21 protein-coding genes are annotated in these 21,810 nt (G+C 60.7%); 5 read left to right on the plus strand and 16 right to left on the minus strand.

The features are described from left to right. Positions 1-15 precede the first annotated feature (15 nt). The 5 genes from JZX89_RS24815 to JZX89_RS24835 form a co-directional block, all read right to left on the minus strand. A complete protein-coding gene (locus JZX89_RS24815; RefSeq protein WP_149900969.1) occupies positions 16-738 on the minus strand; it encodes an ABC transporter ATP-binding protein in 723 nt (240 codons plus the stop codon). After that, the gene (locus JZX89_RS24820; RefSeq protein ID WP_207135650.1) at positions 731-1,459 is read right to left on the minus strand and encodes an ABC transporter ATP-binding protein; all 729 of its coding nucleotides are present in this window, start codon (positions 1,457-1,459) and stop codon (positions 731-733) included. The genes JZX89_RS24815 and JZX89_RS24820 overlap by 8 nt, the downstream gene beginning before the upstream one ends. Then, complete coding sequence (locus JZX89_RS24825; RefSeq protein ID WP_207135651.1) at positions 1,456-2,364, minus strand: branched-chain amino acid ABC transporter permease; 909 nt, start codon at positions 2,362-2,364, stop codon at positions 1,456-1,458. Before JZX89_RS24825 ends, JZX89_RS24820 begins: the two co-directional genes overlap by 4 nt. Continuing rightward, entirely contained in the window at positions 2,361-3,233 is an 873-nt protein-coding gene (locus JZX89_RS24830) for a branched-chain amino acid ABC transporter permease (RefSeq protein WP_207135652.1), read from the minus strand. Before JZX89_RS24830 ends, JZX89_RS24825 begins: the two co-directional genes overlap by 4 nt. A gap of 70 nt (positions 3,234-3,303) precedes the next feature. Continuing rightward, on the minus strand, positions 3,304-4,518 hold the full coding sequence (locus JZX89_RS24835) for an amino acid ABC transporter substrate-binding protein (protein WP_207135653.1): 1,215 nt from the start codon (positions 4,516-4,518) through the stop codon (positions 3,304-3,306). A gap of 134 nt (positions 4,519-4,652) precedes the next feature. Here JZX89_RS24835 and JZX89_RS24840 point away from each other — a divergent pair, with 134 nt between their 5' ends. Further along, entirely contained in the window at positions 4,653-5,525 is an 873-nt protein-coding gene (locus tag JZX89_RS24840; protein WP_207135654.1) for a helix-turn-helix transcriptional regulator, read from the plus strand. Between the two features lie 19 nt (positions 5,526-5,544). On the opposite strand, the gene JZX89_RS24845 is transcribed toward JZX89_RS24840, so the two are convergent. The 6 genes from JZX89_RS24845 to JZX89_RS24870 form a co-directional block, all read right to left on the minus strand. Continuing rightward, positions 5,545-5,844 carry a HigA family addiction module antitoxin gene (locus JZX89_RS24845; protein WP_149900963.1) on the minus strand — a complete coding sequence of 100 codons (300 nt, stop codon included), beginning with the start codon at positions 5,842-5,844 and terminating at the stop codon, positions 5,545-5,547. 52 nt (positions 5,845-5,896) lie between these two features. Then, positions 5,897-6,178, minus strand: a complete 282-nt coding sequence (locus tag JZX89_RS24850) for a type II toxin-antitoxin system RelE/ParE family toxin (RefSeq protein WP_207135655.1) — start codon at positions 6,176-6,178, stop codon at positions 5,897-5,899. Positions 6,179-6,254: 76 nt separating this feature from the next. Further along, on the minus strand, positions 6,255-7,064 hold the full coding sequence (locus JZX89_RS24855; RefSeq protein ID WP_207135656.1) for an ABC transporter ATP-binding protein: 810 nt from the start codon (positions 7,062-7,064) through the stop codon (positions 6,255-6,257). Continuing rightward, entirely contained in the window at positions 7,061-8,101 is a 1,041-nt protein-coding gene (locus JZX89_RS24860) for a FecCD family ABC transporter permease (protein WP_207135657.1), read from the minus strand. The genes JZX89_RS24855 and JZX89_RS24860 overlap by 4 nt, the downstream gene beginning before the upstream one ends. Continuing rightward, on the minus strand, positions 8,098-9,141 hold the full coding sequence (locus JZX89_RS24865) for a FecCD family ABC transporter permease (RefSeq protein WP_149900959.1): 1,044 nt from the start codon (positions 9,139-9,141) through the stop codon (positions 8,098-8,100). The genes JZX89_RS24860 and JZX89_RS24865 overlap by 4 nt, the downstream gene beginning before the upstream one ends. Beyond that, positions 9,138-10,148 (minus strand): iron-siderophore ABC transporter substrate-binding protein, encoded by a 1,011-nt coding sequence (locus tag JZX89_RS24870; protein ID WP_207135658.1) that lies wholly within the window; start codon positions 10,146-10,148, stop codon positions 9,138-9,140. The genes JZX89_RS24865 and JZX89_RS24870 overlap by 4 nt, the downstream gene beginning before the upstream one ends. Before the next feature lie 221 nt (positions 10,149-10,369). Between JZX89_RS24870 and JZX89_RS24875 the strand changes: the two genes are divergently transcribed. Beyond that, positions 10,370-12,490, plus strand: a complete 2,121-nt coding sequence (locus tag JZX89_RS24875; RefSeq protein ID WP_207135659.1) for a TonB-dependent siderophore receptor — start codon at positions 10,370-10,372, stop codon at positions 12,488-12,490. 201 nt (positions 12,491-12,691) lie between these two features. On the opposite strand, the gene JZX89_RS24880 is transcribed toward JZX89_RS24875, so the two are convergent. Further along, entirely contained in the window at positions 12,692-13,585 is an 894-nt protein-coding gene (locus JZX89_RS24880) for a helix-turn-helix domain-containing protein (RefSeq protein ID WP_207135660.1), read from the minus strand. Positions 13,586-13,800: 215 nt separating this feature from the next. Here JZX89_RS24880 and JZX89_RS24885 point away from each other — a divergent pair, with 215 nt between their 5' ends. Continuing rightward, positions 13,801-13,977 carry a hypothetical protein gene (locus JZX89_RS24885; RefSeq protein WP_207135661.1) on the plus strand — a complete coding sequence of 59 codons (177 nt, stop codon included), beginning with the start codon at positions 13,801-13,803 and terminating at the stop codon, positions 13,975-13,977. 164 nt (positions 13,978-14,141) lie between these two features. On the opposite strand, the gene katG is transcribed toward JZX89_RS24885, so the two are convergent. Beyond that, positions 14,142-16,313, minus strand: coding sequence for a catalase/peroxidase HPI (katG, locus tag JZX89_RS24890; protein ID WP_207135662.1), 2,172 nt, complete (start codon positions 16,311-16,313; stop codon positions 14,142-14,144). A gap of 209 nt (positions 16,314-16,522) precedes the next feature. Between katG and JZX89_RS24895 the strand changes: the two genes are divergently transcribed. Then, positions 16,523-17,431 carry a hydrogen peroxide-inducible genes activator gene (locus JZX89_RS24895; protein WP_207135663.1) on the plus strand — a complete coding sequence of 303 codons (909 nt, stop codon included), beginning with the start codon at positions 16,523-16,525 and terminating at the stop codon, positions 17,429-17,431. Positions 17,432-17,482: 51 nt separating this feature from the next. Here JZX89_RS24895 and JZX89_RS24900 read toward each other — a convergent pair whose 3' ends face one another. The 3 genes from JZX89_RS24900 to JZX89_RS24910 form a co-directional block, all read right to left on the minus strand. After that, positions 17,483-18,361, minus strand: coding sequence for a DUF3313 domain-containing protein (locus JZX89_RS24900; protein ID WP_207135664.1), 879 nt, complete (start codon positions 18,359-18,361; stop codon positions 17,483-17,485). Positions 18,362-18,465: 104 nt separating this feature from the next. Then, positions 18,466-19,803 (minus strand): sensor histidine kinase, encoded by a 1,338-nt coding sequence (locus JZX89_RS24905; protein WP_207135665.1) that lies wholly within the window; start codon positions 19,801-19,803, stop codon positions 18,466-18,468. Next, positions 19,800-20,474 carry a response regulator transcription factor gene (locus JZX89_RS24910; RefSeq protein WP_207135666.1) on the minus strand — a complete coding sequence of 225 codons (675 nt, stop codon included), beginning with the start codon at positions 20,472-20,474 and terminating at the stop codon, positions 19,800-19,802. The genes JZX89_RS24905 and JZX89_RS24910 overlap by 4 nt, the downstream gene beginning before the upstream one ends. Before the next feature lie 186 nt (positions 20,475-20,660). On the opposite strand from JZX89_RS24910, the gene JZX89_RS24915 reads away from it, so the two are divergent. Next, positions 20,661-21,809: an efflux RND transporter periplasmic adaptor subunit gene (locus JZX89_RS24915; RefSeq protein WP_207135667.1), complete on the plus strand. Its 1,149-nt coding sequence runs from the start codon at positions 20,661-20,663 to the stop codon at positions 21,807-21,809. Position 21,810: the final 1 nt, after the last annotated feature.

Consider the following 21,810-nt stretch of genomic DNA (forward strand, 5'->3'; position numbering starts at 1 on the left):
GTCTTTCTCCTGAGTTCAGACAATGGCGGCGGTGGTACCGCCGAGAAACGCGCGTTGCACGGCGGGATCGGCGGACAGGGCTTCAGCCGTTCCCGCCCCGACGATCCGCCCTGCTTCCAGCAAATAACCGCGATCGGCAAGCGCAAGGCTTTCGCGTACATTCTGCTCCACGAGCAGAATTGAAAGGCCGCTCTTCTTGATCTCAGCCAAAGCGGCAAAAAGTTCCTGCGTGACGATGGGCGCAAGCCCAAGGCTCGGCTCATCCAGCAGCAGATAATCCGGTGCCGACATCAGCGCGCGGCCGATGGCGACCATCTGCTGTTCGCCACCGGACATGGTGCCGGCAAGCTGCTGCCGCCGTTCGGCAAGGCGCGGAAACAGCGAGAAAATATGGTCGCGAGTCGTCTTTTCCGCTGAACGGGCATGGCGGGGATTGGCACCGAGACGAAGATTTTCCTCCACCGTCAGCGCTGCGAAAATTCCGCGTCCCTCCGGTACCAGCGCCACGCCCCGTTCCACGATCTGATGGGCGGGGACAACGGCAAGCGACGCGCCGTTGACGCGCACTTCGCCAGAGGCCGGCGCAACCATGCCGCCGACCGCCTTCAGCAGTGATGACTTGCCCGCACCATTGGCGCCGAGCAGCACCACCGTTTCGCCCTTGGCGACATTAAGCGATATGCCGTCAACCGCGAGATGTTTGCCGTAACGGATTGTCAGTGCATCTATTTCAAGCATGTGCCGCTCCCAGATAGGCGGAAATGACCTGCGGATCATCAAGCACCACGGCCGTCGGCCCATCGGCGATCTTGCTACCGGCCGCCATGACCACGGAGCGCGGGCAGAGCGCGCGCACGGCGGCCATGATATGTTCCACCAGCAGGATCGTCGTTCCCTGCGATGCCAGCCGCCGGATCAACGCTATTCCTTCCTGCAGCTCAGTGGGGTTGAGGCCCGCAAGCCATTCGTCAAGAAGCAGAAGCTTCGGTTCGCCCGCCAGCGCACGCGCCAGTTCAAGCCGTTTCTGGTCGATATAGGTGAGATCGCCGGCCGGCAGGGTCTCCCGCCCGGCAAGGCCAATCCTTTCGAGGCAGGCCCGCGCGACCTTCTCCGCCTCAAGACGGGACAGGCGTTGCGGCCCAAACATGGCCGATACGGCGACGTTTTCGAGCAAGGAAAGCGACGGCAAAAGCCGCACGAGCTGGAAGGTGCGCGCCACGCCGGCGCGGGCAATCACATCCGGCCGCCTTCCTGCAATCTCCTGCCCTTTTAGCCGGATCGACCCTTCGGTTGGCTTCAGCGCCCCGGAGATCAGGTTCATCAGCGTCGTCTTGCCGGAACCGTTCGGCCCCAGCAGCCCGACGACCTCGCCGGCCTCGATTGTGAGACCAAGACCATCCACCGCCTTCAGCCCGCCAAAGGTCTTGCGGATATCGGTGATTTCGAGAACAGCGCTCATGCGGCTTTCTCCTTTTTGCGCAACTTCTCAAGCGCCGCCAGCACGCCATCCGGCAACACAAAGACGATGAGGATGAAGAGAGCGCCGAGGATGATGGAAAAATGGTTGGGGAAGTTGGCGCCCAGCCATTCGAACAGCAGGAACAGCGGCACCGCACCGAGAATGGGTCCCCAGCGGCGTGTGGCTCCGCCAAGCAAGGCCATGATAACGGTGAGGAACGAGACCTGCGGATTAAAGACGATGGCCGGCTCGATATAGACCCAGCGCGGGGCCTGAATTGCACCCACAAGCGTAATGATCGTGGCCGACAGCACGAAAAGCGTCAGCTTGGTGCGAGCGAGATTGATGCCCGCATGGGCGGCCACGACCTCGTCGTCACCGATTGCCTTCAGCGCCAGTCCGAGCTTGCTGCGATCGATCAGCGTCGATAACAGAAGGGTGATGACAGCCAGCGCCAGCAATTGCCAAAGCACATGCTGCGGCTCCAGCGGCAGGAAGATATAGCGCCCGAGCGTGCCGGTCACATTCACCTCATACCAGGTGATGAGCTGGCGGATGAGCTCGGCAAGGCCAAAGGAAAAGATCACGAAATAAATGCCAGCGACGCGCAGTGTGGAAAGCCCGACGACAAGCGCCAGCGACGCGCCGACAAGGGCCGCGCACAGGAGCACGAGCGGCCATGGCAAAAGCTCGCTCAGCACCGCCACCGTATAGGCCCCGACGCCGAAGAAGGCGACGGTGGCAAGCGAAATATAACGGGTCGGGCCTGAGAACATCGCCCAGGCGGAAGCGAGCGTCGCATAACCCAGCAGGCCTATGATGACGCCGACGCCATAGGCATCGAAAAAGAAGGGGGAAAGCGCCAGCAACACAGCTGCGGCAAGGCCGATGAGAAGTGGGATCATTTGCCCCTCCGTGCGAAAATGCCTTCCGGACGCCAGAGCAGCACCACAAGGAAAAGCAGATAGGTGGCGGCAAGTGTGAGACCGGGATCGACATAAACCAGCACGAAGGTTTCCACGAGGCCGAGCAGCAGGCCGGCCACCAGTGCGCCGAGCAGATTGCCGACACCGCCCATGATAACAACGACAAGCGCCTTCATGGTGAAAACCACGCCATAGGAGGCGGAAAAGGTCTGGTACATCGAGATCATCACCCCCCCTGCCACGGCGAGTGCGCCGCCAAGGGCAAAACCGATCGACGCCACCCGGTTCACATCAATACCGACCAGCGGCGCGGATTTGGGCGCAAGCGCCACCGCCCGCAGGTTTAGGCCCCAGCGACTGTGGGTGAGCGCCAGATAAAGCCCGCCGCCGATGACGACCGACAGGCAGAAGGACAGGAGCCGGTTGAGCGCCACCGTCGTGCCGAGGATATCGACGCCATCGGCGAGATAGGAATAGGAATGATAGTTGCCGCCGAACACGACAAGCATGATGCCCTGAATGACGAAGAGCAGCCCGAAGGTCGCCAGTATGGAATCGACTTCCAGACGGCCGGACCCGCCCGAACGGCGTACCAGCGGCCGCATCATCACACGGTAGATCAAAAAGGACAGGCAGTAACCGAGCGGCACGATGATGAACAGCGACAAGAGCGGCGAAAGGCCATAGCTGGAAAACAGCACGAAGGCGATGAAGGCAGCCGCAATCAGCACTTCGCCATAAGCAAGGTTCATGATGCGGGCGATGCCATATTGCAGCGAAAGTCCAAGCGCGATCAGCGCATAGGTCCCTCCCAGCATCAAGCCGAAAATGAGGGTGGATAAAAACAAGGGATTGTCTCCAGTCTGGAACATGGCCGAAGCCTGCCGGCCGGGGTTCACAGCCCCGGCCGGCAACGGCTCACCATTGCGGCTTCGGAATGACCGGCTTTGCCGCGCCTGAACGGTCTGCGGGTGCAATCGCCACAAAGCGGTCACCCTGCCATTGTCCCGCCCACCAGAGCTGGCGAAGCTGGTTGTCCTCAAGCTTGACCGGGCCGATGACGGTTTCGAAGCTTCCCGTCGAAAGCTCGCTTGCCACCGCTGCCTTGTCGAGGCCGACACGCTGGATGGACTGGGCCAGCATTTCGAGGCTCGCATAGGTGATGGCGCTTGCCCAGCTGTCCGGCTTGGCGCCGATGAAGGCTTCGTGGCGCTTGAAATAATCCTCGATCCTGTCGCTGCTGCCATCAACGCCGCCGATGCTGATCACGCCTTCCTGCTTGCCATCGGAGACCTTCGGGAAGATCGGGAAAGCACCGCCGACGCCGAGATAAAGAACCTTCGGGTTAAACCGGGCCGTCTGCGCCTGTTTCGTCACCGCGAAACTGTCGGGCGGATAGGAAAAGGCGATGAAGCTGTCCGCACCACTCGCCGCCGCCTCGTTCACAAGTGCTGCGAAATCCGAAGTGCCGACCGGATAGGTCTTGTCATAGGCGAGTGTGAAACCCGCTTCTTTCAGCGCCGGTCGCGCGGCCTTGATGAGATCGATGCCGAAACCGTCAGCCACGGAAATCACCGCGACCTTGTCGTTGATCTGGCCGGCCTCGCGTGCGGCTTTCAAAACGTCGGCCAGCGCATTGGCATAATCATGGCCGCCGCCCAGCATCCAGAAGCTCTTCTTCCAGCGCGCGGCAAATTCGGGCGCCTTGTCGGTCACGCCGGTCACTGCCAGTTGCGGATAACCGAAGCGCTCATAAAGCGGTGCGACGGCCAGATTGAAGCCCGTGCCCCAGGGCGGCAGAATAAAATCAACCTTGTCCTGGCTGGCCAGACGCTCAGTGAATCGCACCGCATCCTCGGCCGAGGAGCGGTCGTCATATTCAACCACTTCCACCGGCAGGCGCTTGCCATCCGGCAAAGTGAGGCCGCCGGCATCGTTGACCTCCTTCACCCACAATTTGTAGTTTGGAATGGTGGTGATGCCAGCACCTGTGGCATTGGCGCCGCTTTTTGAAACGGCATAACCGATCTTCACCGAGGTGCGATCCTGCGCACTGGCATAACCGAAAGAGACTGCCGACAGGGCAGCACCGGAGAGCAGGCAGAACAGCGTTCTGCGCTTCAGACTATTCATGATGTTCCTCCCAAAGCGCCTTCTCGGGGTTGCCGTTCTCCTCAAGGCTTTCCCCTGCGCTGATCAAAGTTTAGCAATGACAGCCGCATATAAAATGCACTAGTGTAGCGCATTATTGTACTTTTGGAGGCATAATGCCGCTGTACAGCCAGATTGCCGGCAACCGCGTTGAGATAACCGCACGCACCCTCGCCTCAGCGCTGCGCGTATCGGAATTGCGGCTGGAAGCGGATAGTGCCCATCTGCTGCTTCTCTCCGCCGGCGAAGCAGAAATCCTGCAGGGTGAAAAGACGCTGCCTGTCACGGCACCGGGGCTCGTCTGGCTGCCCATCGCCCCCGCAGGCCGCCTGCGGCTGAATGCCGGAAGTCGTGGATCGCTGCTGAGGACGACCGAAATCGGCCTTGCCCATGCCATGCCCACAGGCGCGAGCGCGAGCGCGGTGCGCAATATATTGCAGCGTATTTTGACGCAGACGCCAGCGGAAAAGGATCGGCAGGAACTGGCAGGTTATATCGAGACCATCGCCAGCGAAAATGTGCGCGCTACAACCGGTTCGGACACGATCATCGCCAGCCTGCTCTCCGTCACCCTCATCCGCATCTGCCAGCACGCCATGGCCGATATTGCCGCGGCCGTCTCCACGCCGGGTAGCCTCACCGAACGGTTCGTCCTGCTGGTAAGCCAGCACAAGCGCGATCAATGGGGCGTGGACGATTATGCAAGACATTTGAGTGTCAGCCGCGAACGGCTGGGATTTGCGGTTCACAAGGCCACGGGGCTTTCACCACAGGCCTATATTCACCGCGAAATCATCTCCGAAGCACGCGACCTTCTTCTTAACTCTTCACTGCAAGTTGCTGAAATTGCGTTTCGATTGGGGTTTCAGGACCCCGGCTACTTCAATCGGTTTTTCACCCGCAACGAAGGCACGTCTCCCGGACGTTTCCGCCGGGCCGCAACGCGGATGCAGAACCTGCCGCCGCCATCTTATGCGGCTTGGCCGTGACCTGAAAGGCGGCCGAGAATTAGGCGGCTTCCAGTTCTTTGATATTGGCAAGGTCCGCTTCCAGCCTTGCAGCGGCGGCCTTAATGTCAAAGGCGTTCTGCAAGTTCAGCCAATATTCCGGTGTGGTCTTGAAAAACTTTGCGAGGCGCAAGGCAGTGTCGGCGGTGATACCAAGTTTCTCTCCCACAATCCGTTCTATGCGGGTGCGAGGAATATTGAGGTGCTTTGCAAGGGCGTATGCTGACATGCCCAGCGGCTCCAGATAGAGTTCCCGCAGGATTTCGCCCGGGTGGATCGGGGGCGATTTGCTGATTGTCATGATCGCTGGCCCTCCTTGGCCTATTTGTCCTGAGCTTTCCGAAAATAACCGACTAGTGATAATCGGTTATTTCCACGCTTTCCGGCCCCGCGTCTGTCCAGACGAAGCAGATACGCCATTGCTTGTTGATCCGAATCGAATATTGGCCTTCACGGCCGCCGGACAGCTTTTCCAAACGGTTACCCGGTGGTGACCGAAGGTCGTCAACCGTGGTCGACGCATCCAGAATCGTGAGCAGCTGCTGGGCGCGGCGTATGAGATCCGCGGGAAAGCCCTTCTTCACAGATCCGTCGTCAATCGATGCGGTCAGCTTGTTTTTAAAAGAACGGATCATTGCTGGCCTCGTGATATTGGTATCATAAACCGATACACTCAGAAGTCAACAGAACGGTATCTTAAAGAGATACAATTTATTGCCGTCCCGTCATCGCCCGATGCCGCCCGATTGGCAGCATCATCGGCTTGCCGGAGGTCGGATCTTCGATGACCCGGCTTTCGATGCCGAAGACGTGGCGGACATTCTCTTCCGTCAGCACCTCTTCCGGTGTGCCGCAGACATGCAGCTTTCCGTCCGTCATGGCGACGAGATGATCGGCATAACGGGCTGCGAGGTTGAGATCGTGCAGCACCATGACGATTGTGGTCTCACGGGACTGGTTGAGGTCAGTCAGAAGGTCCAGTACTTCGACCTGATGACTGATATCCAAGAAGGTCGTGGGTTCATCCAGCAACAACATGTCGGTCTGTTGGGCAAGCGCCATGGCAATCCAGACGCGTTGCCGCTGGCCGCCCGACAGTTCATCTACCGGCCGCTCGGCAAGGTCCACCGTATCGGTGGCGATGAGGGCCGCCGCAACCGCCTCGTCGTCCTGGCGCGACCAGCGGGCGAACAGGCCGTGATGCGGGTGTCGGCCACGGCTGACGAGATCGGCGACGACGATACCCTCCGGCGCGATCGGCGATTGCGGCAGGAGGCCCATGCGCTGCGCCAACTCTTTCGAAGGAAGCCGATGGATGGATTTACCGTCGAGCAGGACCTGCCCGGCGCGGGGCGTGATAAGCCGCGACATGCTGCGCAGCAGGGTGGACTTGCCGCAGGCATTGGCCCCGACGATGACGGTGATTTTCCCGCGTGGAACGACGAGGTTCAGCCCTTCGATAATAAGGGTTTCGCCGTAGCCAGCCGAAAGGCCGTTTACGGAAAGGGAGTGGCCGGTCATAACGAGCCTCCGCTGCGGTTGACCCGCACGATAAGATAAATCAGATAGGGCGCGCCCAGCGCGCCGGTAACGACGCCGACCGGGTATCGACCCGGCAGCAGGAACTGGCCGCAATAATCGCCCACCAGCACCAGCACGGCCCCGACAAGTGCGGCGGGAATGAGCAGTGAGCCGTTGCTGCCGACGATACGCGCGGCAATCGGCCCCGACAGGAAGGCGACAAAGGCGATAGGTCCCGAGACGGCCGTGGCAAAAGCGATCATGCCCACGGCGGCGATGATGACGATGATGCGCGTTTTCCCAACCCGCACGCCCAGCGCGGCGGCGGCATCATCGCCGAGCCGCAACGCCTCAAGATCACGCGCGCGGCTCAAAAGTAACCCACCGAACAGAATGAGGGCGACAAAGAGCGGCGACGTCTGGGCAAGTTTGGCGCCGTTGACACTGCCCGTCAGCCAGCGCATCGCCTCCTGCAGCGTCCAGGCGGGCGCGACGGAGAGAATATAGGCGATGAAACTTTCGAGCATGGCGGAAACGCCGATACCGACAAGGATAAGCCGCGTTCCGGCCACGCCATTGCGGAAGGACAGGAGATAGACCAGCAGCGCAATGCCAAGACCGGCGATGACTGCAAAGACCGAGACAAGCGGTCCGTTCAGCTGCAGCACGACGATGGCGAAGACGGCGGCGGCACTTGCGCCGGAACTGATGCCGATAATATCGGGGCTGGCGAGCGGATTGCGCAGCATGATCTGGAAGGCGACGCCGCCCAGCCCAAAGCTCAGCCCGGCCAGCACCGAGAGCAGCGCGCGCGGCAGGCGCAATTGCCCGACGGTGAAGCTGACGCCGGCAATATCCTCGCCAGCCAAGACGCGGATCACCTCACCGGGCGGCGTAAAGGATTGCCCCAGCATCAGCGTCAGGGCGAATGCAGCAATCAGCAGGGCCGACAGGGTGGCGATGACAAGGCGGCGCCGGCGCTGGCGGGTCCGGCGGTTCAAGACCAGTGTGTCGATGACGGCAGCGTGCATGGTCATAGTTCACGCACCCGCTGGCGTCTGACGATCCAGATGAAGAACGGTGCACCAACCAGCGCGGTGACGATGCCGACATCGAGTTCGGACGGCCGTGCGACGATGCGGCCGACAATATCGGCAGCCAGCAGCAGGCAGGCGCCGCCGAGCGCGGAAAACGGCAGAAGCCAGCGATTGTCAACACCAACGAGCAGACGGCACAGATGCGGCACAACCAGCCCGACAAAGCCGATCGGCCCGCAAATGGCGGTAGCCGCGCCGCAGAGCAAAATAGCCCCAAAAGACGCCACGGCTCGAGCGACAGCGACGTTTTCGCCAAGGCCGGCGGCGAGCTCATCGCCCAGAGCCAGCGAATTCAGCCTGCGCGCCGAAAGCAGGCTGATGGCGAAACCGGCGGCCAGAAACGGCAGAACGGTCTCGATGCGCTCGAAGGTCGCGCCGCCGACACCGCCGATCTGCCAGGCGCGGATGCCGCCGGCAATATCGCTGCGCGGCAGAACCACGGCGATAACCAATGACGAGAAGGCGACCGATGTGGCAGCACCAGCAAGCGCCAGTTTCAGCGGGGTGGCCCCGCCGCGCCCGAGCGAACCGACGACATAAACGAAGACGGCCGAGAGACCCGCACCAATGATGGCGGCAATGATGAAGGCCTGTGAAGACGCAATGCCGAACCAGACGATGGCGATGACGACGGCGAGCGAGGCACCCATATTGACGCCGAGAATGCCGGGATCGGCCAGCGGATTGCGGGTGACGCCCTGCATTATGGCCCCTGCCAGCCCGAGTGCGGCACCGGCCAGAAGCGCAAGCACCGTGCGCGGCAGGCGAACCGCAACGGCCGCTTCCGCAACCGTCTCAACCCGGCCGGCAAGCGCTGCGGTAATATCCGCCAGCGATACATCACGCGTGCCGATGGCGACTGAGAGCGCGCAAAGCACGGAAAGAAGCGCCAGCACGGCGATGAGCCACGCCGTTCGTTTACGGTTGGAGCGGCCGGCAAGCAGCACGGCCGGACCTTTACCGGATCCGTGCAATGTCATTGGGATTTCCCGGAGGATTTGTCCGCTGCTTTCGCCAGAAGATCGGCATAGTCCTTCAAAACCCAGGAAATCGACAGCGGCGTTGGGTTGGACGCGGTGCCGAGCGGATCGCGGCCAAGCATGACGATGGCATCGCGGGAAACGGCGGGCATGCGGGCAAGCAGCGGATCGGCGCGCATGGCATCGAACAGCGGCTTGCTGCCATAGGTCACGACAATATCGACATCGTCGAATGCATCGACACGCTCGGCGCTGACACCGGCGGCGAACTGCCCCGGCTTCGTTGCTTCCACGACGCTTTTCGGTGAGGCGAGCCCGAGATCAGCGAAAAACTTCACCCGGCTGTCATTGGCGGTATAAAAATTGACGACGCTGAGATTGGTGGCATCGAGATGGGTGACAAACATTGCCGACTTGCCCTTCAGCTGCGGATGGCCGGCGACCACCTCGGCAATCTCCGTCTCGATGCGCTTGATCAGCGCTTCACCTTCCGCAACCATGCCAAGGCCGGCGCTGTTCAGCCGGATCATCTCGCGCCAGTCCGTCGCCCAGGGGGAAACGGGATAGGCCACCACAGGCGCGATCTGGCTCAGCGTCTCGTAGTCGGACTGGCTGAGGCCGGAATAGGCCGCGAGAATGACATCCGGCTGCGTTGCCGCCACGGCCTCGAAATCGATGCCGTCGCCCTCATCAAACAAAACCGGTTTGTCCGCCTTGAGTTCAGCGAGCCGCTTTGCCACCCAGGGCAGCAGGCCATCGCCGTCATCATCACCGAAATTGGCGGCGGCGAAACCGACAGGCACGATGCCCAGCGCCAGCGGCACCTCATGGTTTGCCCAGGCGACGGTGGCGACCCGCTGCGGCTTCTTCGTAATCGTCGTCGTACCGAAGGCGTGCTTGATGACGATGGGATAGGTCGTCGCATCATCCGCCAAGGCCATATTTGGCGCGATTATCGACAGAAACAGCACAAGGGCCGGCACGAGGCAGCGGAACGGACGAAGCATGACGAAGCTCTCAAGGGTTCAAAAGTGGACTTGAACTCTCAGCTTCACATGCCCCCGTCAAGTCTAAGGAAGAGATGCCGCCCGAACAGCGGTGAAATTTCCGGGGTTTTGTACAAAACCACAAAAAGTTACAATACCGGACAAACTTTCTCAAGTTATTGGGCGCTTCGAGAGTGGGCCGTGCAAGCGGCGATCGGGGCATCAACTTCTGGAATCTGGCAATGAAAATCGAAATCGACGGCAAAAACCGTAAAACCGCGCCACATTTTTATGGGAAAGCCACCCTACTTGCCTGCACCGCGCTTGTCGCCACCCTGCCCGGCCGGTCGCTGGCGCAGGAGGCTGCCAATACAAGCGGCAGCACGGTTCTGGAACGGATCACCATCGACAGCGGCGACAATGACCAGAAGTCCATCGTCGCCACCCGCACGACGAGCGGCAGCAAGATGGCGACCGACATTCTCGATACGCCAGCCTCCGTTTCCGTCATCACCGCCAGGGAAATGCAGCAGCGCGGTGTGCAGACCGTGGAAGAGGCGCTGCAATATACCGCCGGCGTGACCACGGATTTCTACGGCTCCGACGATCGTTTCGACTATTTCAAGATTCGCGGCTTCGATGCCTATACCTATCGCGACGGCCTGACACTCGGCCGCCCTTTCGGTGCGGCGCGTGAGGAAACCTATGCCTATGAACGCGTGGAAGTGCTGAAGGGCGGCAATTCCACCACCTTTGGCGTCTCGGATCCCGGCGGCTCGGTGAATTATTCCACCAAGGTACCGAAACGCGCCCGCTTCGGCGAAGCCTATGTCACCGGCGGCTCCTATAGCCGCGCCGAAACCGGCTTCGACTTCGGCGACAACATCACCAGCGACGACACGCTGTCCTATCGTCTCACCGGCAAGCTCCGCAACGCCGATGCGGAATATGACTATTCCCGCGATGACGAGAAATTCTTCATGGGCGGCCTGACATGGCGCCCGACCGATGTCACCAGCCTGACCGTGGTTTATGATCACCTTAACAAGGACGGCGTTCCCGGGGGCGGCGGCCATCCGGTTGGCTCGCATTTCGATCGCAGCCGTTTCTTCGGCGAACCTGACTACAACTACCGCGGCACCAACCGCAATTCGCTGAGCGTGATGTTCGACCACGATTTCGGCTCGGGCCTGACGCTGAGTTCCAATGCGCGCTACAGCAAGACCAATAGCGATTTCGGTTATGCCTATATTTCGTCCACGCCGACCAACGGTTCGACCATCGCCAGCCGCTCCTATTTCGGCAACGATACCGAGACCGAAAATTTCCTGATCGACACCCGACTGCAATACGACACGACGCTGGAAAGCGTCGAGAGCCGCAGCCTCGTCGGCGTTTTTTATAACGACTACTCGTCCGGCAGCAAAAACTACTTCGGCGCTGCGCCCGGCATCAACTGGATGAACCCCGTCTATACCGGCGCGCCCTCCTCGGTGCCGCTCTTCTCCAACTCGCTGACGGACCAGAAGACCAAGTCGATCTACCTGCAACAGGACCTGACCTTCTTCGACCGGCTGATCGTCAGCGCCGGCCTGCGCAACGACTGGATCGACACCGACCAGACCAACCGGCTGAACGGCACGACGGCGAGCGGCGACATCAGCGAACTGACCAAGCGCATCGGCGTATCCTACAAGGTCACCAATGAGATCGCGCCCTATATCAGCTATGCCGAATCGGTGGTGCCGGCATCGGGCCTCACCGTTGAACCGGAGCGCGGCGAACAGATCGAACTTGGCATCAAATACCGGCCGGAGGCTTTCCCCGCCCTGTTTACCGCCTCGATCTATGACCTGAAGAAAAACAACATCACCGTCACCAGCCCGATCACCAGCCTGCCCACCACCATCGGCGAAGTCCGCGTGCGCGGCCTCGATCTGGAAGCCAAGGCGGAAGTCACCGACAATCTCAGCCTGACAGCAGCCTATTCCTATCTCAACGCGGAAATCACAGAAAACGGCACGGGCGGCAATGTTGGCAACCGGCCGCAATTCGTGCCGGAACATCAGGCCTCGCTGTGGGTCAACTACACGCTTGAAGGCAACGACCACTTCGGCGACACGACCTTCGGCCTCGGCGGCCGCTACACCGGCTCCTATTATTTCGACAATGCCAACAAGGTCTCGACCGGCAGCAGCATCACCGTGGATGCGGCAGTAAGCTACAAAATCCAGGAAACCGCCTCGCTGGATGTCAACGTTTCCAACCTCTTCAACGAAAAACACGTTGCTTATGGTGGTTTCGGCGCTGATTTCTACAATCCCGGCCGGGCGTTTTCCGTTACGCTGCGCAAGACGTGGTAAACATCGAGATTAGCAATATTTTTCAATGCATTGCATAATTCTTCTAATGTTCAACGTCATCCTCGGGCTTGTCCCGAGGATCTAACCACATCTCATCAAGTCAGAAGGCAGCAGATCCTCGGGACAAGCCCGAGGATGACGTAGAGCGAGGCTTGTGGAATTGCGCCGAACCGCTGCGCATAGACGGCAAGGCGCGCCGGTTCACAGCAGCCTGTGCATGCGCCGCCAGGCGGCTGGCGTATCGCCCACCGAGTGGCGAAAGGCCTTGGTCAGATGGGCCTGATCCGAAAAACCCAGCTGCGCGGCGATATCGGCCACGGTCAGATCGCCCTCCAGCAGAAGTTTCTGGGCGGCATTGATCCGCCGCTCCAGCTGCCATTGCAGCGGCGTTTTACCCGTGGTCTGGCGAAACACGGTGGCGAACCAGCTTTCGGAAAGCCCGACAATATCGGCCATTTCGGCAACTGTCATGCGGTCGTCACCGCGCTTTTCGACCCGGGCGAGCAGCCTGTTCATCTGTGCCTGCGTCAGCCTGCCATTGGCCTGCTCGGGCGTCGGACCGGGAATGTCCAGCAGTCCAGCTACGATGCCGCCGACCAGGCTTTCGGCATAAAGCGGATGTTTCGAAGGCTCGGCCAGTTCATCGACAAGCAGGCCTGCCAGCGTTTCCACCGCGCCGATATCCTGTATCTCGACCGGACGGCGCAGCGCCGTCATGGCTGCCGAACCACCGACCGCCGGCGACAGGAAGCGCAAAAGCCGGTCTTTGTGGATATGCAGGTTGAGGTGCGAAAAGCGATGCGTGGCACTACTGCTCGTCCACATCGGCACGCCGGCCGGCACATAGACCGCCCGCGTCATTGGCCGTGAATGCTGCGAAAGCTCGCCATCGCGGTTGGAAATCCGGATCCGTGACGAGACATCGTTGAAGAAAATCATGATGCGGGGATCGGCGGCCAGATAATAACCCTTTGCCCCCATCTGGCTTTCGGCCTCCCAGAACGCGCTGACCAGCCCGTCAAACTGGCGCCATTTGACCGGCGCGGTAACGCTGATCCCTTCCGTGTGCCAGGTCATGGAATGCCAGAAACTCAATGCGGTTACCGTCCGGTTGTCGAGCCGAGGTTGGGGACGCGGGAAACGGCAAACGCCGCAACAGACATCGCGCCCACGCCAATAACATGACTTATCAATTCATGTTAATAGCAAAGATCGTTATAAAGAGAAACATTCACTTGCGCGGCACTTCTGGAACCTCCGCCCGCACTGCCCGTTAAATCCATGACAGGACCTCAACACGGGAGATGAACATGGATCGCAAGAAGGAAGCGGGCGATTTCGCCGACAAGAAACGCGAAGAACAGGGCCACGGCGTCATCGTTGCCGGGCCGGATGCGCACGAAAATGAAAAAGGCGGCAAGGCCCCCTCGGGCAAGGCCGAAAAACCAGGCGCTGACCGGCCGGTTTCATCATCCGACCGCCGCTGACAGTTTTTTTGACCCCGACCGCCGCCAGCCACGCATCCCCTCTTATGCGTCATCATTGGCTCACCCCGAGGACAACGCAGCGTCTGGATAGCTTTGGCAGAGTCAAAAAAAACCTCCCCGATCGCTCGGGGAGGTTTTGCTTTATTGAGTGGTCGCCTTTCCGCTCAGACGAGATCGAAACGGTCGGCGTTCATCACCTTCGTCCAGGCGGCAATGAAGTCGCGGACGAATTTTTCCCTGCTATCGTCCTGCGCATAGACTTCCGCATAGGCGCGCAGGATGGAGTTGGAGCCAATTACGAGATCGACTCGGGTCGCCGTATATCTGGCCGCTCCGGTCCTGCGGTCACGAATCTCGTAGAGATTGTTGCCGGTCGGAACCCAGGAATAGGCCATATCCGTCAGCGTCGTGAAGAAGTCCGTCGTTAGTGCACCCGGTGTCTGGGTGAACACACCATGCGCCGCACCGCCATAATTGGCGCCGATGACGCGCAGGCCGCCGATGAGGACGGTTAGTTCCGGCGCTGTGAGGCCGAGTAGCTGCGCCCGGTCGAGCAGCAGTTCTTCGGGGCTGACAACATAGTCCTTCTTGACCCAGTTGCGGAAACCATCCGCCAGCGGCTCAAGCGGGGCGAAGCTGTCGGCATCCGTCTGCTCGGCGGAAGCATCGCCACGACCGGCCGCAAAGGGCACGGCGATATCGAAACCGGCCGCTTTCGCCGCCTGTTCCACACCGTAATTGCCGGCCAGAACGATCACATCGGCGATGCTTGCGCCGGTTTCACGGGCAATCGGCTCGAGAACCGAAAGCACACGGGAAAGACGGGCGGGCTCGTTGCCTTCCCAGTCCTTCTGCGGTGCTAGGCGAATGCGGGCGCCATTGGCGCCGCCGCGCTTGTCCGAACCGCGGAAGGTGCGGGCGCTGTCCCATGCGGTCGCAACCAGATCTGCAACCGGCAGGCCGGAAGCGGCGATCTTCGCCTGAACGGCAGCCACATTGTAGCTCGTGGAACCCTCAGGCACCGGGTCCTGCCAGATCAGGTCTTCAGCCGGAACATCCGGGCCGATGTAACGGGACTTCGGCCCCATATCGCGATGCGTCAGCTTGAACCAGGCACGGGCAAAAACGTCAGAGAAGTGGTCCTGATCGTCCTTGAACCTCAGCGAAATCTCGCGGTAGATCGGATCGACCTTCAGGGCCATATCGGCATCAGTCATCATCGGGATGGTGCGGATCGAGGCATCCTCGACGTCGACAGGCTTGTCTTCTTCGGCGATGGTGATCGGCGCCCATTGCGATGCACCGGCAGGGCTGTGCGTCAATGTCCATTCATGCTTGAACAGCATGTCGAAGAAGCCGTTGTCCCACTTGGTCGGCTCGCTCGTCCAGGCGCCTTCGATGCCCGACACCACGGTGTCACGGCCAATGCCGCGGCCCTTGGTGTTGATCCAGCCAAGACCCTGATATTCCGGGCCTGCGGCTTCCGGATCGGGGCTGAGGTTGGCTGCGCTGCCATTGCCGTGCGATTTGCCGATGGTGTGGCCGCCAGCCGTCAGGGCAACGGTTTCCTCGTCGTCCATGCCCATGCGGGCGAAGGTCTCGCGCATCTGCGCCGCCGTCGCCAGCGGATCGGACTTGCCGTTCACACCTTCCGGATTGACGTAGATGAGGCCCATCTGCACGGCGGCAAGCGGGTTTTCCAGCGTCTCGGGCTTGCTCACGTCGCCGTAACGGCCATCGCTCGGCGCCAGCCATTCCTTTTCGTCACCCCAATAGGTGTCCTTTTCCGGCGCCCAGATATCTTCACGGCCGAAAGCAAAGCCATAGGTCTTCAGACCGGCAACGTCATAGGCGATGGTGCCGGCGAGCGCGATGAGGTCGGCCCAGGAAAGCTTGTTGCCGTATTTCTTCTTGATCGGCCACAGCAGACGACGGCCCTTGTCGGTGTTGACGTTATCCGGCCAGGAGTTGAGCGGTGCAAAACGCTGGTTGCCGGTGTTGGCGCCGCCACGTCCGTCCGTCACGCGGTAAGAGCCGGCAGCGTGCCAGGTGACGCGGGCCATCATGCCGACATAGCTGCCCCAGTCAGCCGGCCACCATTCCTGGCTATCGGTCATCAGGGCGCGCAGATCGGCCTTCAGGGCCTCGACGTCAAGCGTCTTCAGCGCTTCGCGGTAGTTGAAGGAGGTGCCGAGCGGATTGGTCTTGGTGTCGTGCTGATGCAAAATGTCGAGGTTCAGCGCGTTCGGCCACCATTCGGTCACCGATTTACCAGAGGCCGTATTGCCTCCATGCATGACGGGACACTTGCCAGCCGGTTTTGAAGTTGCGTCCATTTCGCCCTCCGATGGGTTTAGCAATTAAACGAAATAATCAATTCGACATGTGCAGCCTGTTGGGGCCAGCCCGCGGCAGGTTTCAGGAAACCATGCAGCGACGCTGGTGATCTTTCACAGCTACAGCTTCTTTCTGTCATGAAGATGACTAACAGCCGGGTTCCATAATTTCCAATTGTATATTCTAAAGGCTGCGATATGCTGAGCTTATGATTGGCCTCTCCATGAAACATCTCCGTTATTTCGACGCGCTCGCCAAGATCGGCCATTTCGGCCGGGCGGCGGAGGCATGTGCGATTTCCCAACCAGCACTTTCTCTGCAGATCCGCGAGCTGGAAGAGCTGATCGGCGCGCCGCTTGTCGAACGCGGCAGCCGCCAGATCCGGCTGACGGCGCTTGGTGAGGAATTCGCCGAACGCACCCGTTCGATCCTTCGCTCCGTGGATGAGTTGCAGGATCTGGCACGGGCACGGCATGGCCCGCTCAGCGGCCGCCTGCGCATCGGCGTCATCCCGACCGTCGCACCTTATCTTTTACCACAGGTCATCAAGACGCTCACCCGACATTATCCCGGACTGGAGACCCGCCCACGTGAGGCGGTGACGCAGAAACTCATCGAGGACCTGCTGGAGGCAAAGCTGGACATGGCGATCGTCGCCCTGCCCGTCTCGGAACCCTCGCTCGAAGAGGTTCCGCTGTTTTCGGAGGAATTCATTCTGGTCCGGCCGATGGAGGATGCAGGCCTGCCGGTGCCGAGCGCCGGCAAGCTGGGTGAAATGCGCCTGTTGCTGCTGGAGGAAGGCCATTGCTTCCGCAACCAGGCGCTTTCCTTCTGCAGCACCACGAATGCGCCGCCGCGCGTGCTGATGGAGGGCAGTTCGCTCTCGACGCTCGTGCAGATGGTCGGCGCCGGCATCGGCGTCACGCTCATTCCGCAAATGGCGGTGGATATGGAAACCCGCCAATCTACCGTCTCGGTCTTCCGGCTGGCAGAACCACGGCCGTCGCGCACCATCGGCATGGTCTGGCGCAAGAGCAATCCGCTTTCGGCACAGTTCGCCCATATTTCTGAGATCGTGCGCGAATGCGGTCTTGAGAAACTTGGCCTATCTCCGTAAAGGCGGCGGCCGGATTGCCGCGCGCCCAAGCTACGGTAAGGGCGGCTGATCCTATCGCGAAGCGGCCTTTGCTTGCTTATCCGTCCATTCGGGCGGTGCGCCGAACTTGTCGGCCACCATGCCCTGCAAACCCCGTGAGCGGCCATAGGCGTCGCATTCGGCGTATTTCGGTTTTCCGCCCAAGGCAGACCGGATTCGGTGCGCCGAAGGAATAGAAAGGTTCAGCCCATCAGAGACCTTGCCCGTCACCAGAATGCGCGCGAAATAATTGGAGAAATCGTCGGCGAGGCCATAAGCGTCGCCTATTTCTGAAACGCGGGGATTGTCGGTGATGGAATTCGCGCCCTTGGACCAGACGGCAGCCGCCCGCTGGACACCGACGTTATCGACGGCTTCCGCCTCGACAGCCAGACCACCGAGCCCGACGGGCAGGCGTGGCACGCTGACCGGCAGGACAAAGCTGCTGCCGAGCGAAACCGCCGTGGAGACCCCCGCCATGGTCTTATTTGTGGGAACCAGATCGGTGATGACCGTGCGGACGGTCATATCCGCTGGCTGGCCATGGGCGGCGATCCGGTATTTATCGCTGAGCGCCACGCAGATGGCTCGATCCAGCGCATTTGAGACGAGTACGCGGTCTTTTTCCGACGGGACACGCGAAGAGGCGGTGAAGGAAAAGGTGGTGGGCACAATGGCGACGGTTTTGACGGCAGCCAGCCCCTTGGCGTCAACGAAAGTCCGGGTCTTGGTGAATTTTCCCTTGGCCGGGCTGAGTTGTGCGTAGGATGTCAGCGTGCCACCTTCCTGCAGCGGCACGGAGGTACAGCCTGACATAATGAGAGCGAAGGGCAAAGCGGCGAAGGAGGCGCTGCGGCTGCGCACAACTCTGCTGCCGCTGGCCGTGACGAACGGATTCCGCTGGTGTTTCATTGCATGTGCTCCGGTTGGAAAGATTTCCTGTGCCCCGCACGCTACGACAGCTAAAATTGCGGCAGCATTACAATCGCAGTCCGCAGGCGCTGCAAAAATGGCGATCAGAAGCAGAGCCGGAATGTGCTTCCGAAGGCGGAGCTTTCCAGAAGGATACGTCCATTGTGGTCAGCGACGATCTGCTTGACGAGACTGAGACCCAGACCTGCTCCCGTGCTTCGCGGCGTCACGCGATAAAATGGCTCGAATATCCGCTCCTGCTGGTCTTCCGCTATGCCCTGCCCTTCATCGGAAATCGCAATTTCACCGTTTGCGAGAACCGAAACATGGATCATCCCTCTGTTTCCGCCATGGTCGATGGCGTTGCGCACGATATTACTGACGGCGCGCGGCAGGGCGAAGGGGTTGCCCTGCATCTCGTAGCGCGCGATCTGCGTGTCGAAGGAAATATCGTAACCCACAGACAGCGCCAGCGGCGCAAGATCGGCAACGACTGTACGGGCGATTTCGACGAGATCGACCGTCTCCCATCGGTCATGCACCTGATCGTTCCGCTCCACGGCCAGAAGCTGCTCGGCGGTTTCGCCGAGCCGTGCGACATCCTCCATCAGCCGCTGCCGGTCCGGCCCTTCCGGCAGGCCCTCTATCCGGGTCTGCATGATGGCGATCGGTGTCCTTAGCTCATGCGCCGCATCGATGAGAAACCGTTGCCGCGCCCGGAACTGCTGCTCTAGCCGTTCGAGGATGCTGTTGAAGGATACGATCAGCGGCACGACTTCCCGCGGCACGTCCTCGACGGGCAGCTTCGAGCCCGCCCGGCGCGGGTCGATCTCCGGTGCTTTCCGGACGACGGAACTGAGACCGGCGAGCGCTTGGCGCACGATGCGCGGCACGGAAAAGAACACCGCAGGCAGGATAACCGCCAGCAGCGGAACATAGATCGGATAGGTGCCGAGAAGAAGCGTCAGAAACGACGCGCTGATATGGGAGGTTCCGCCGAACATGACCCTCAGCGGGCCAGATGCCGTATCGAGACTTTCAGACAGCGCGACCTCGGATATGCCGGCACCGCCGCGAATATCAGCGTCCACCATCAGATGGGCGTAACGCGATAGCTCGGCATAGACCGCCGGCACAGCGCCATAGGTCACGGACCGGCCATCCAGCGTCGAGGCAACGAACCAGAGTTCTTCATTCTCCGCCTTGAGGGCCTTGAGCGCCGGCCCCTCGGTGATGACGAGCCCTTTCTGCGGATCGAGCGAAAGCGAGCCGTCGAGTGTCGAAGACAGATCCTCCCAAAGCCCGATATTGGGAGAGACCCGCATCACCCCGTAAATGCAGAGGCCGACGATGACGACCGCGATCATGGCGGAGACGACAATGCTGAGCTGCCAGCTCAGTTTCCACCACAGGGACGGATTGGGCTTGCCCTGCGCTTTCATGCCTCTTCCTTCAGCAGATAACCGATGCCGCGAATATTATGTACGCTCACCCCGGCCGAGGCGTCGATCAGGCGTTTGCGCAGTCGCGATATATGCGCATCGAGCGCATTGGACTGGATTTCCTCCTCGTAATTATAGACGTCCGCCTCAAGCGTAGAGCGCAGTACGGACTTGCCTTTTCGTTTGGCCAGCGCGACGAGTATCATGAGTTCGCGCCTTGGCAGATCGAACGGCACCGCATTGATCGTGACGCTGAGGTGAAGCGGATCGATCACGATCCGGCCGACGGTAACCTGCGTGGGCGCGACGCTTGCCGGCCGCCGCAAAACCGCGCGCACCCGTGCCAAAAGCTCCCCGACCAGAAACGGCTTGCCCAGATAGTCGTCGGCCCCGCCGTCCAGTCCTGCAATACGCTCCTCCGGTTCGTTCATCGCCGTCAACAAAATGATCGGCGTATCGATGCCGGCGCGGCGCAATTTCGGGATGAAAGTAAGCCCTTCACCGTCCGGCAGACGGCGATCGAGCAGGATGGCGTCATAGACATGCTGGCGCGTCAGCTCCATCGCATCGCCAAGCCACATCGTATGGTCGATGACGATGCCCTGCTTGCCGAGCGTTACCGACAGCGCATCCGCCATTTCCTTTTCATCTTCGATCAACAGAAGTCTCATTCGTCACCGTCCCTTCGCCATCTGTTGTCTGCCAGAAAGGTTGCGGCAGTATTGCGGCGAAGACGGTGCGGCAGGGTAATGCTGCTGCAATTATGGCCGCCTATCCAGATGCCATCAGCCTGCAAAAGGCGACGTGACCGTTCGGTGAGCGGCGACGGAAAGAGGTTTGCCTGGAAGGATTGCATTATGTGGGTGAAGAGAACCATCAAGGCCGGGATCGCGCTTGCGGGTTGCGCGCTCGTCGTGACTGCCCTCGACCCGGCGCGCGGCAACGTCGATGCGAATGAGCGCGTCAAGGGAATTGTCGAGGCCAGCACCCTCAGCCCGGCCGGCATTCCCTTCGAACTGACGGCGGCAGAAACGGCGAAGATCGGCACGCGCCTGATGGTGGAGAAGCTCAGCATCAGCGGCGAACTCCAGCCGATCAGCCGTGTTGTGATCCGCGCTCGCGAGGCCGGGAAAATTCTGGAGATGAACGTCCGGGATGGACAGGCGGTGCGGGCCGGTGATGTGCTGGTGCGCTTTGAAACTGAGGACTTGCAGTCGGCGCTGCTGCAACGGCAAAGCGACCGAGATGCGGCCGAGGCCGAGCTGACGCTGGCGATGCAGGCCCTGACGAGAACGGAACAGCTTGCCGTCAAAAACATCGCGTCGGCAGAACAGCTGGATAAGGCGAAAAGCGATGTCGTGGTGAAAACCGCAAGGGTTCAAAGCCTTTCGGCACAGACGGATATCGCCCGCCTTGCACTGAGCAATGCGGAAATCCGCGCGCCTTTCAGTGGCACGGTCACCCGCCGGCTGGCCGAGGCCGACGCGCGCGTCAGTGCCGATGGCGAGCTTCTCACACTGGTCGATACCAGCGTGCTGGAAGCGAAGGTTCTGGTCGCCACCCGCGATATTCCCCGTGTAAACCTTGGCCAGACGGCGGAACTGGAGATTGACGGCCTCGGTGGCCAGACCGTCAAAAGCACAATCGAGCGTATCAGCCCGGTTGCCGAGGATGGCACACGTTTTGTCGCCGTCTATCTGCGGCTTGCCAATCGCGACGGCCGGCTGTGGGGCGGAATGTTTGCCAGCGGATCTATCCTCGTGCGCGAAAAAAACGATGCGCTGGTGGTTCCCGCCATCGCGCTTCGCAAGGATGAGACCGGCTACCATGTGCTCAAGGTGACGGACGGTCATTTGCGTCGCCAGACGGTGGCGCTCGGATCGCGCTGGAACGACGGCAGCCTGATCGAGATCGCCACGGGCCTGAAGGATGGTGAAACGATCCTGACTGCACCGCTTCCGGAATTGCAGCCGGACATGGCCGTGACCATCGATAAGGCAGGCTGAC

Origin of the sequence: Agrobacterium burrii, from assembly GCF_017313405.1 — a bacterium.
GTDB classification, from domain to species: Bacteria; Pseudomonadota; Alphaproteobacteria; order Rhizobiales; family Rhizobiaceae; genus Agrobacterium; species Agrobacterium burrii.

What these genes read in the sequence shown, in the direction of transcription:
- JZX89_RS24820 (WP_207135650.1), bottom strand. Translation starts at nt 1,459, where the DNA reads ATGAGCGCTGTTCTCGAAATCACCGATATCCGCAAGACCTTTGGCGGG.
- JZX89_RS24905 (WP_207135665.1), bottom strand. Translation starts at nt 19,803, where the DNA reads ATGAAAGCGCAGGGCAAGCCCAATCCGTCCCTGTGGTGGAAACTGAGC.
- JZX89_RS24870 (WP_207135658.1), bottom strand. Translation starts at nt 10,148, where the DNA reads ATGCTTCGTCCGTTCCGCTGCCTCGTGCCGGCCCTTGTGCTGTTTCTG.
- JZX89_RS24885 (WP_207135661.1), top strand. Translation starts at nt 13,801, where the DNA reads ATGGATCGCAAGAAGGAAGCGGGCGATTTCGCCGACAAGAAACGCGAA.
- JZX89_RS24845 (WP_149900963.1), bottom strand. Translation starts at nt 5,844, where the DNA reads ATGACAATCAGCAAATCGCCCCCGATCCACCCGGGCGAAATCCTGCGG.
- JZX89_RS24910 (WP_207135666.1), bottom strand. Translation starts at nt 20,474, where the DNA reads ATGAGACTTCTGTTGATCGAAGATGAAAAGGAAATGGCGGATGCGCTG.
- katG (WP_207135662.1), bottom strand. Translation starts at nt 16,313, where the DNA reads ATGGACGCAACTTCAAAACCGGCTGGCAAGTGTCCCGTCATGCATGGA.
- JZX89_RS24850 (WP_207135655.1), bottom strand. Translation starts at nt 6,178, where the DNA reads ATGATCCGTTCTTTTAAAAACAAGCTGACCGCATCGATTGACGACGGA.
- JZX89_RS24860 (WP_207135657.1), bottom strand. Translation starts at nt 8,101, where the DNA reads ATGACCATGCACGCTGCCGTCATCGACACACTGGTCTTGAACCGCCGG.
- JZX89_RS24900 (WP_207135664.1), bottom strand. Translation starts at nt 18,361, where the DNA reads ATGAAACACCAGCGGAATCCGTTCGTCACGGCCAGCGGCAGCAGAGTT.
- JZX89_RS24855 (WP_207135656.1), bottom strand. Translation starts at nt 7,064, where the DNA reads ATGACCGGCCACTCCCTTTCCGTAAACGGCCTTTCGGCTGGCTACGGC.
- JZX89_RS24865 (WP_149900959.1), bottom strand. Translation starts at nt 9,141, where the DNA reads ATGACATTGCACGGATCCGGTAAAGGTCCGGCCGTGCTGCTTGCCGGC.
- JZX89_RS24875 (WP_207135659.1), top strand. Translation starts at nt 10,370, where the DNA reads ATGAAAATCGAAATCGACGGCAAAAACCGTAAAACCGCGCCACATTTT.
- JZX89_RS24915 (WP_207135667.1), top strand. Translation starts at nt 20,661, where the DNA reads ATGTGGGTGAAGAGAACCATCAAGGCCGGGATCGCGCTTGCGGGTTGC.
- JZX89_RS24895 (WP_207135663.1), top strand. Translation starts at nt 16,523, where the DNA reads ATGATTGGCCTCTCCATGAAACATCTCCGTTATTTCGACGCGCTCGCC.
- JZX89_RS24815 (WP_149900969.1), bottom strand. Translation starts at nt 738, where the DNA reads ATGCTTGAAATAGATGCACTGACAATCCGTTACGGCAAACATCTCGCG.
- JZX89_RS24835 (WP_207135653.1), bottom strand. Translation starts at nt 4,518, where the DNA reads ATGAATAGTCTGAAGCGCAGAACGCTGTTCTGCCTGCTCTCCGGTGCT.
- JZX89_RS24840 (WP_207135654.1), top strand. Translation starts at nt 4,653, where the DNA reads ATGCCGCTGTACAGCCAGATTGCCGGCAACCGCGTTGAGATAACCGCA.
- JZX89_RS24825 (WP_207135651.1), bottom strand. Translation starts at nt 2,364, where the DNA reads ATGATCCCACTTCTCATCGGCCTTGCCGCAGCTGTGTTGCTGGCGCTT.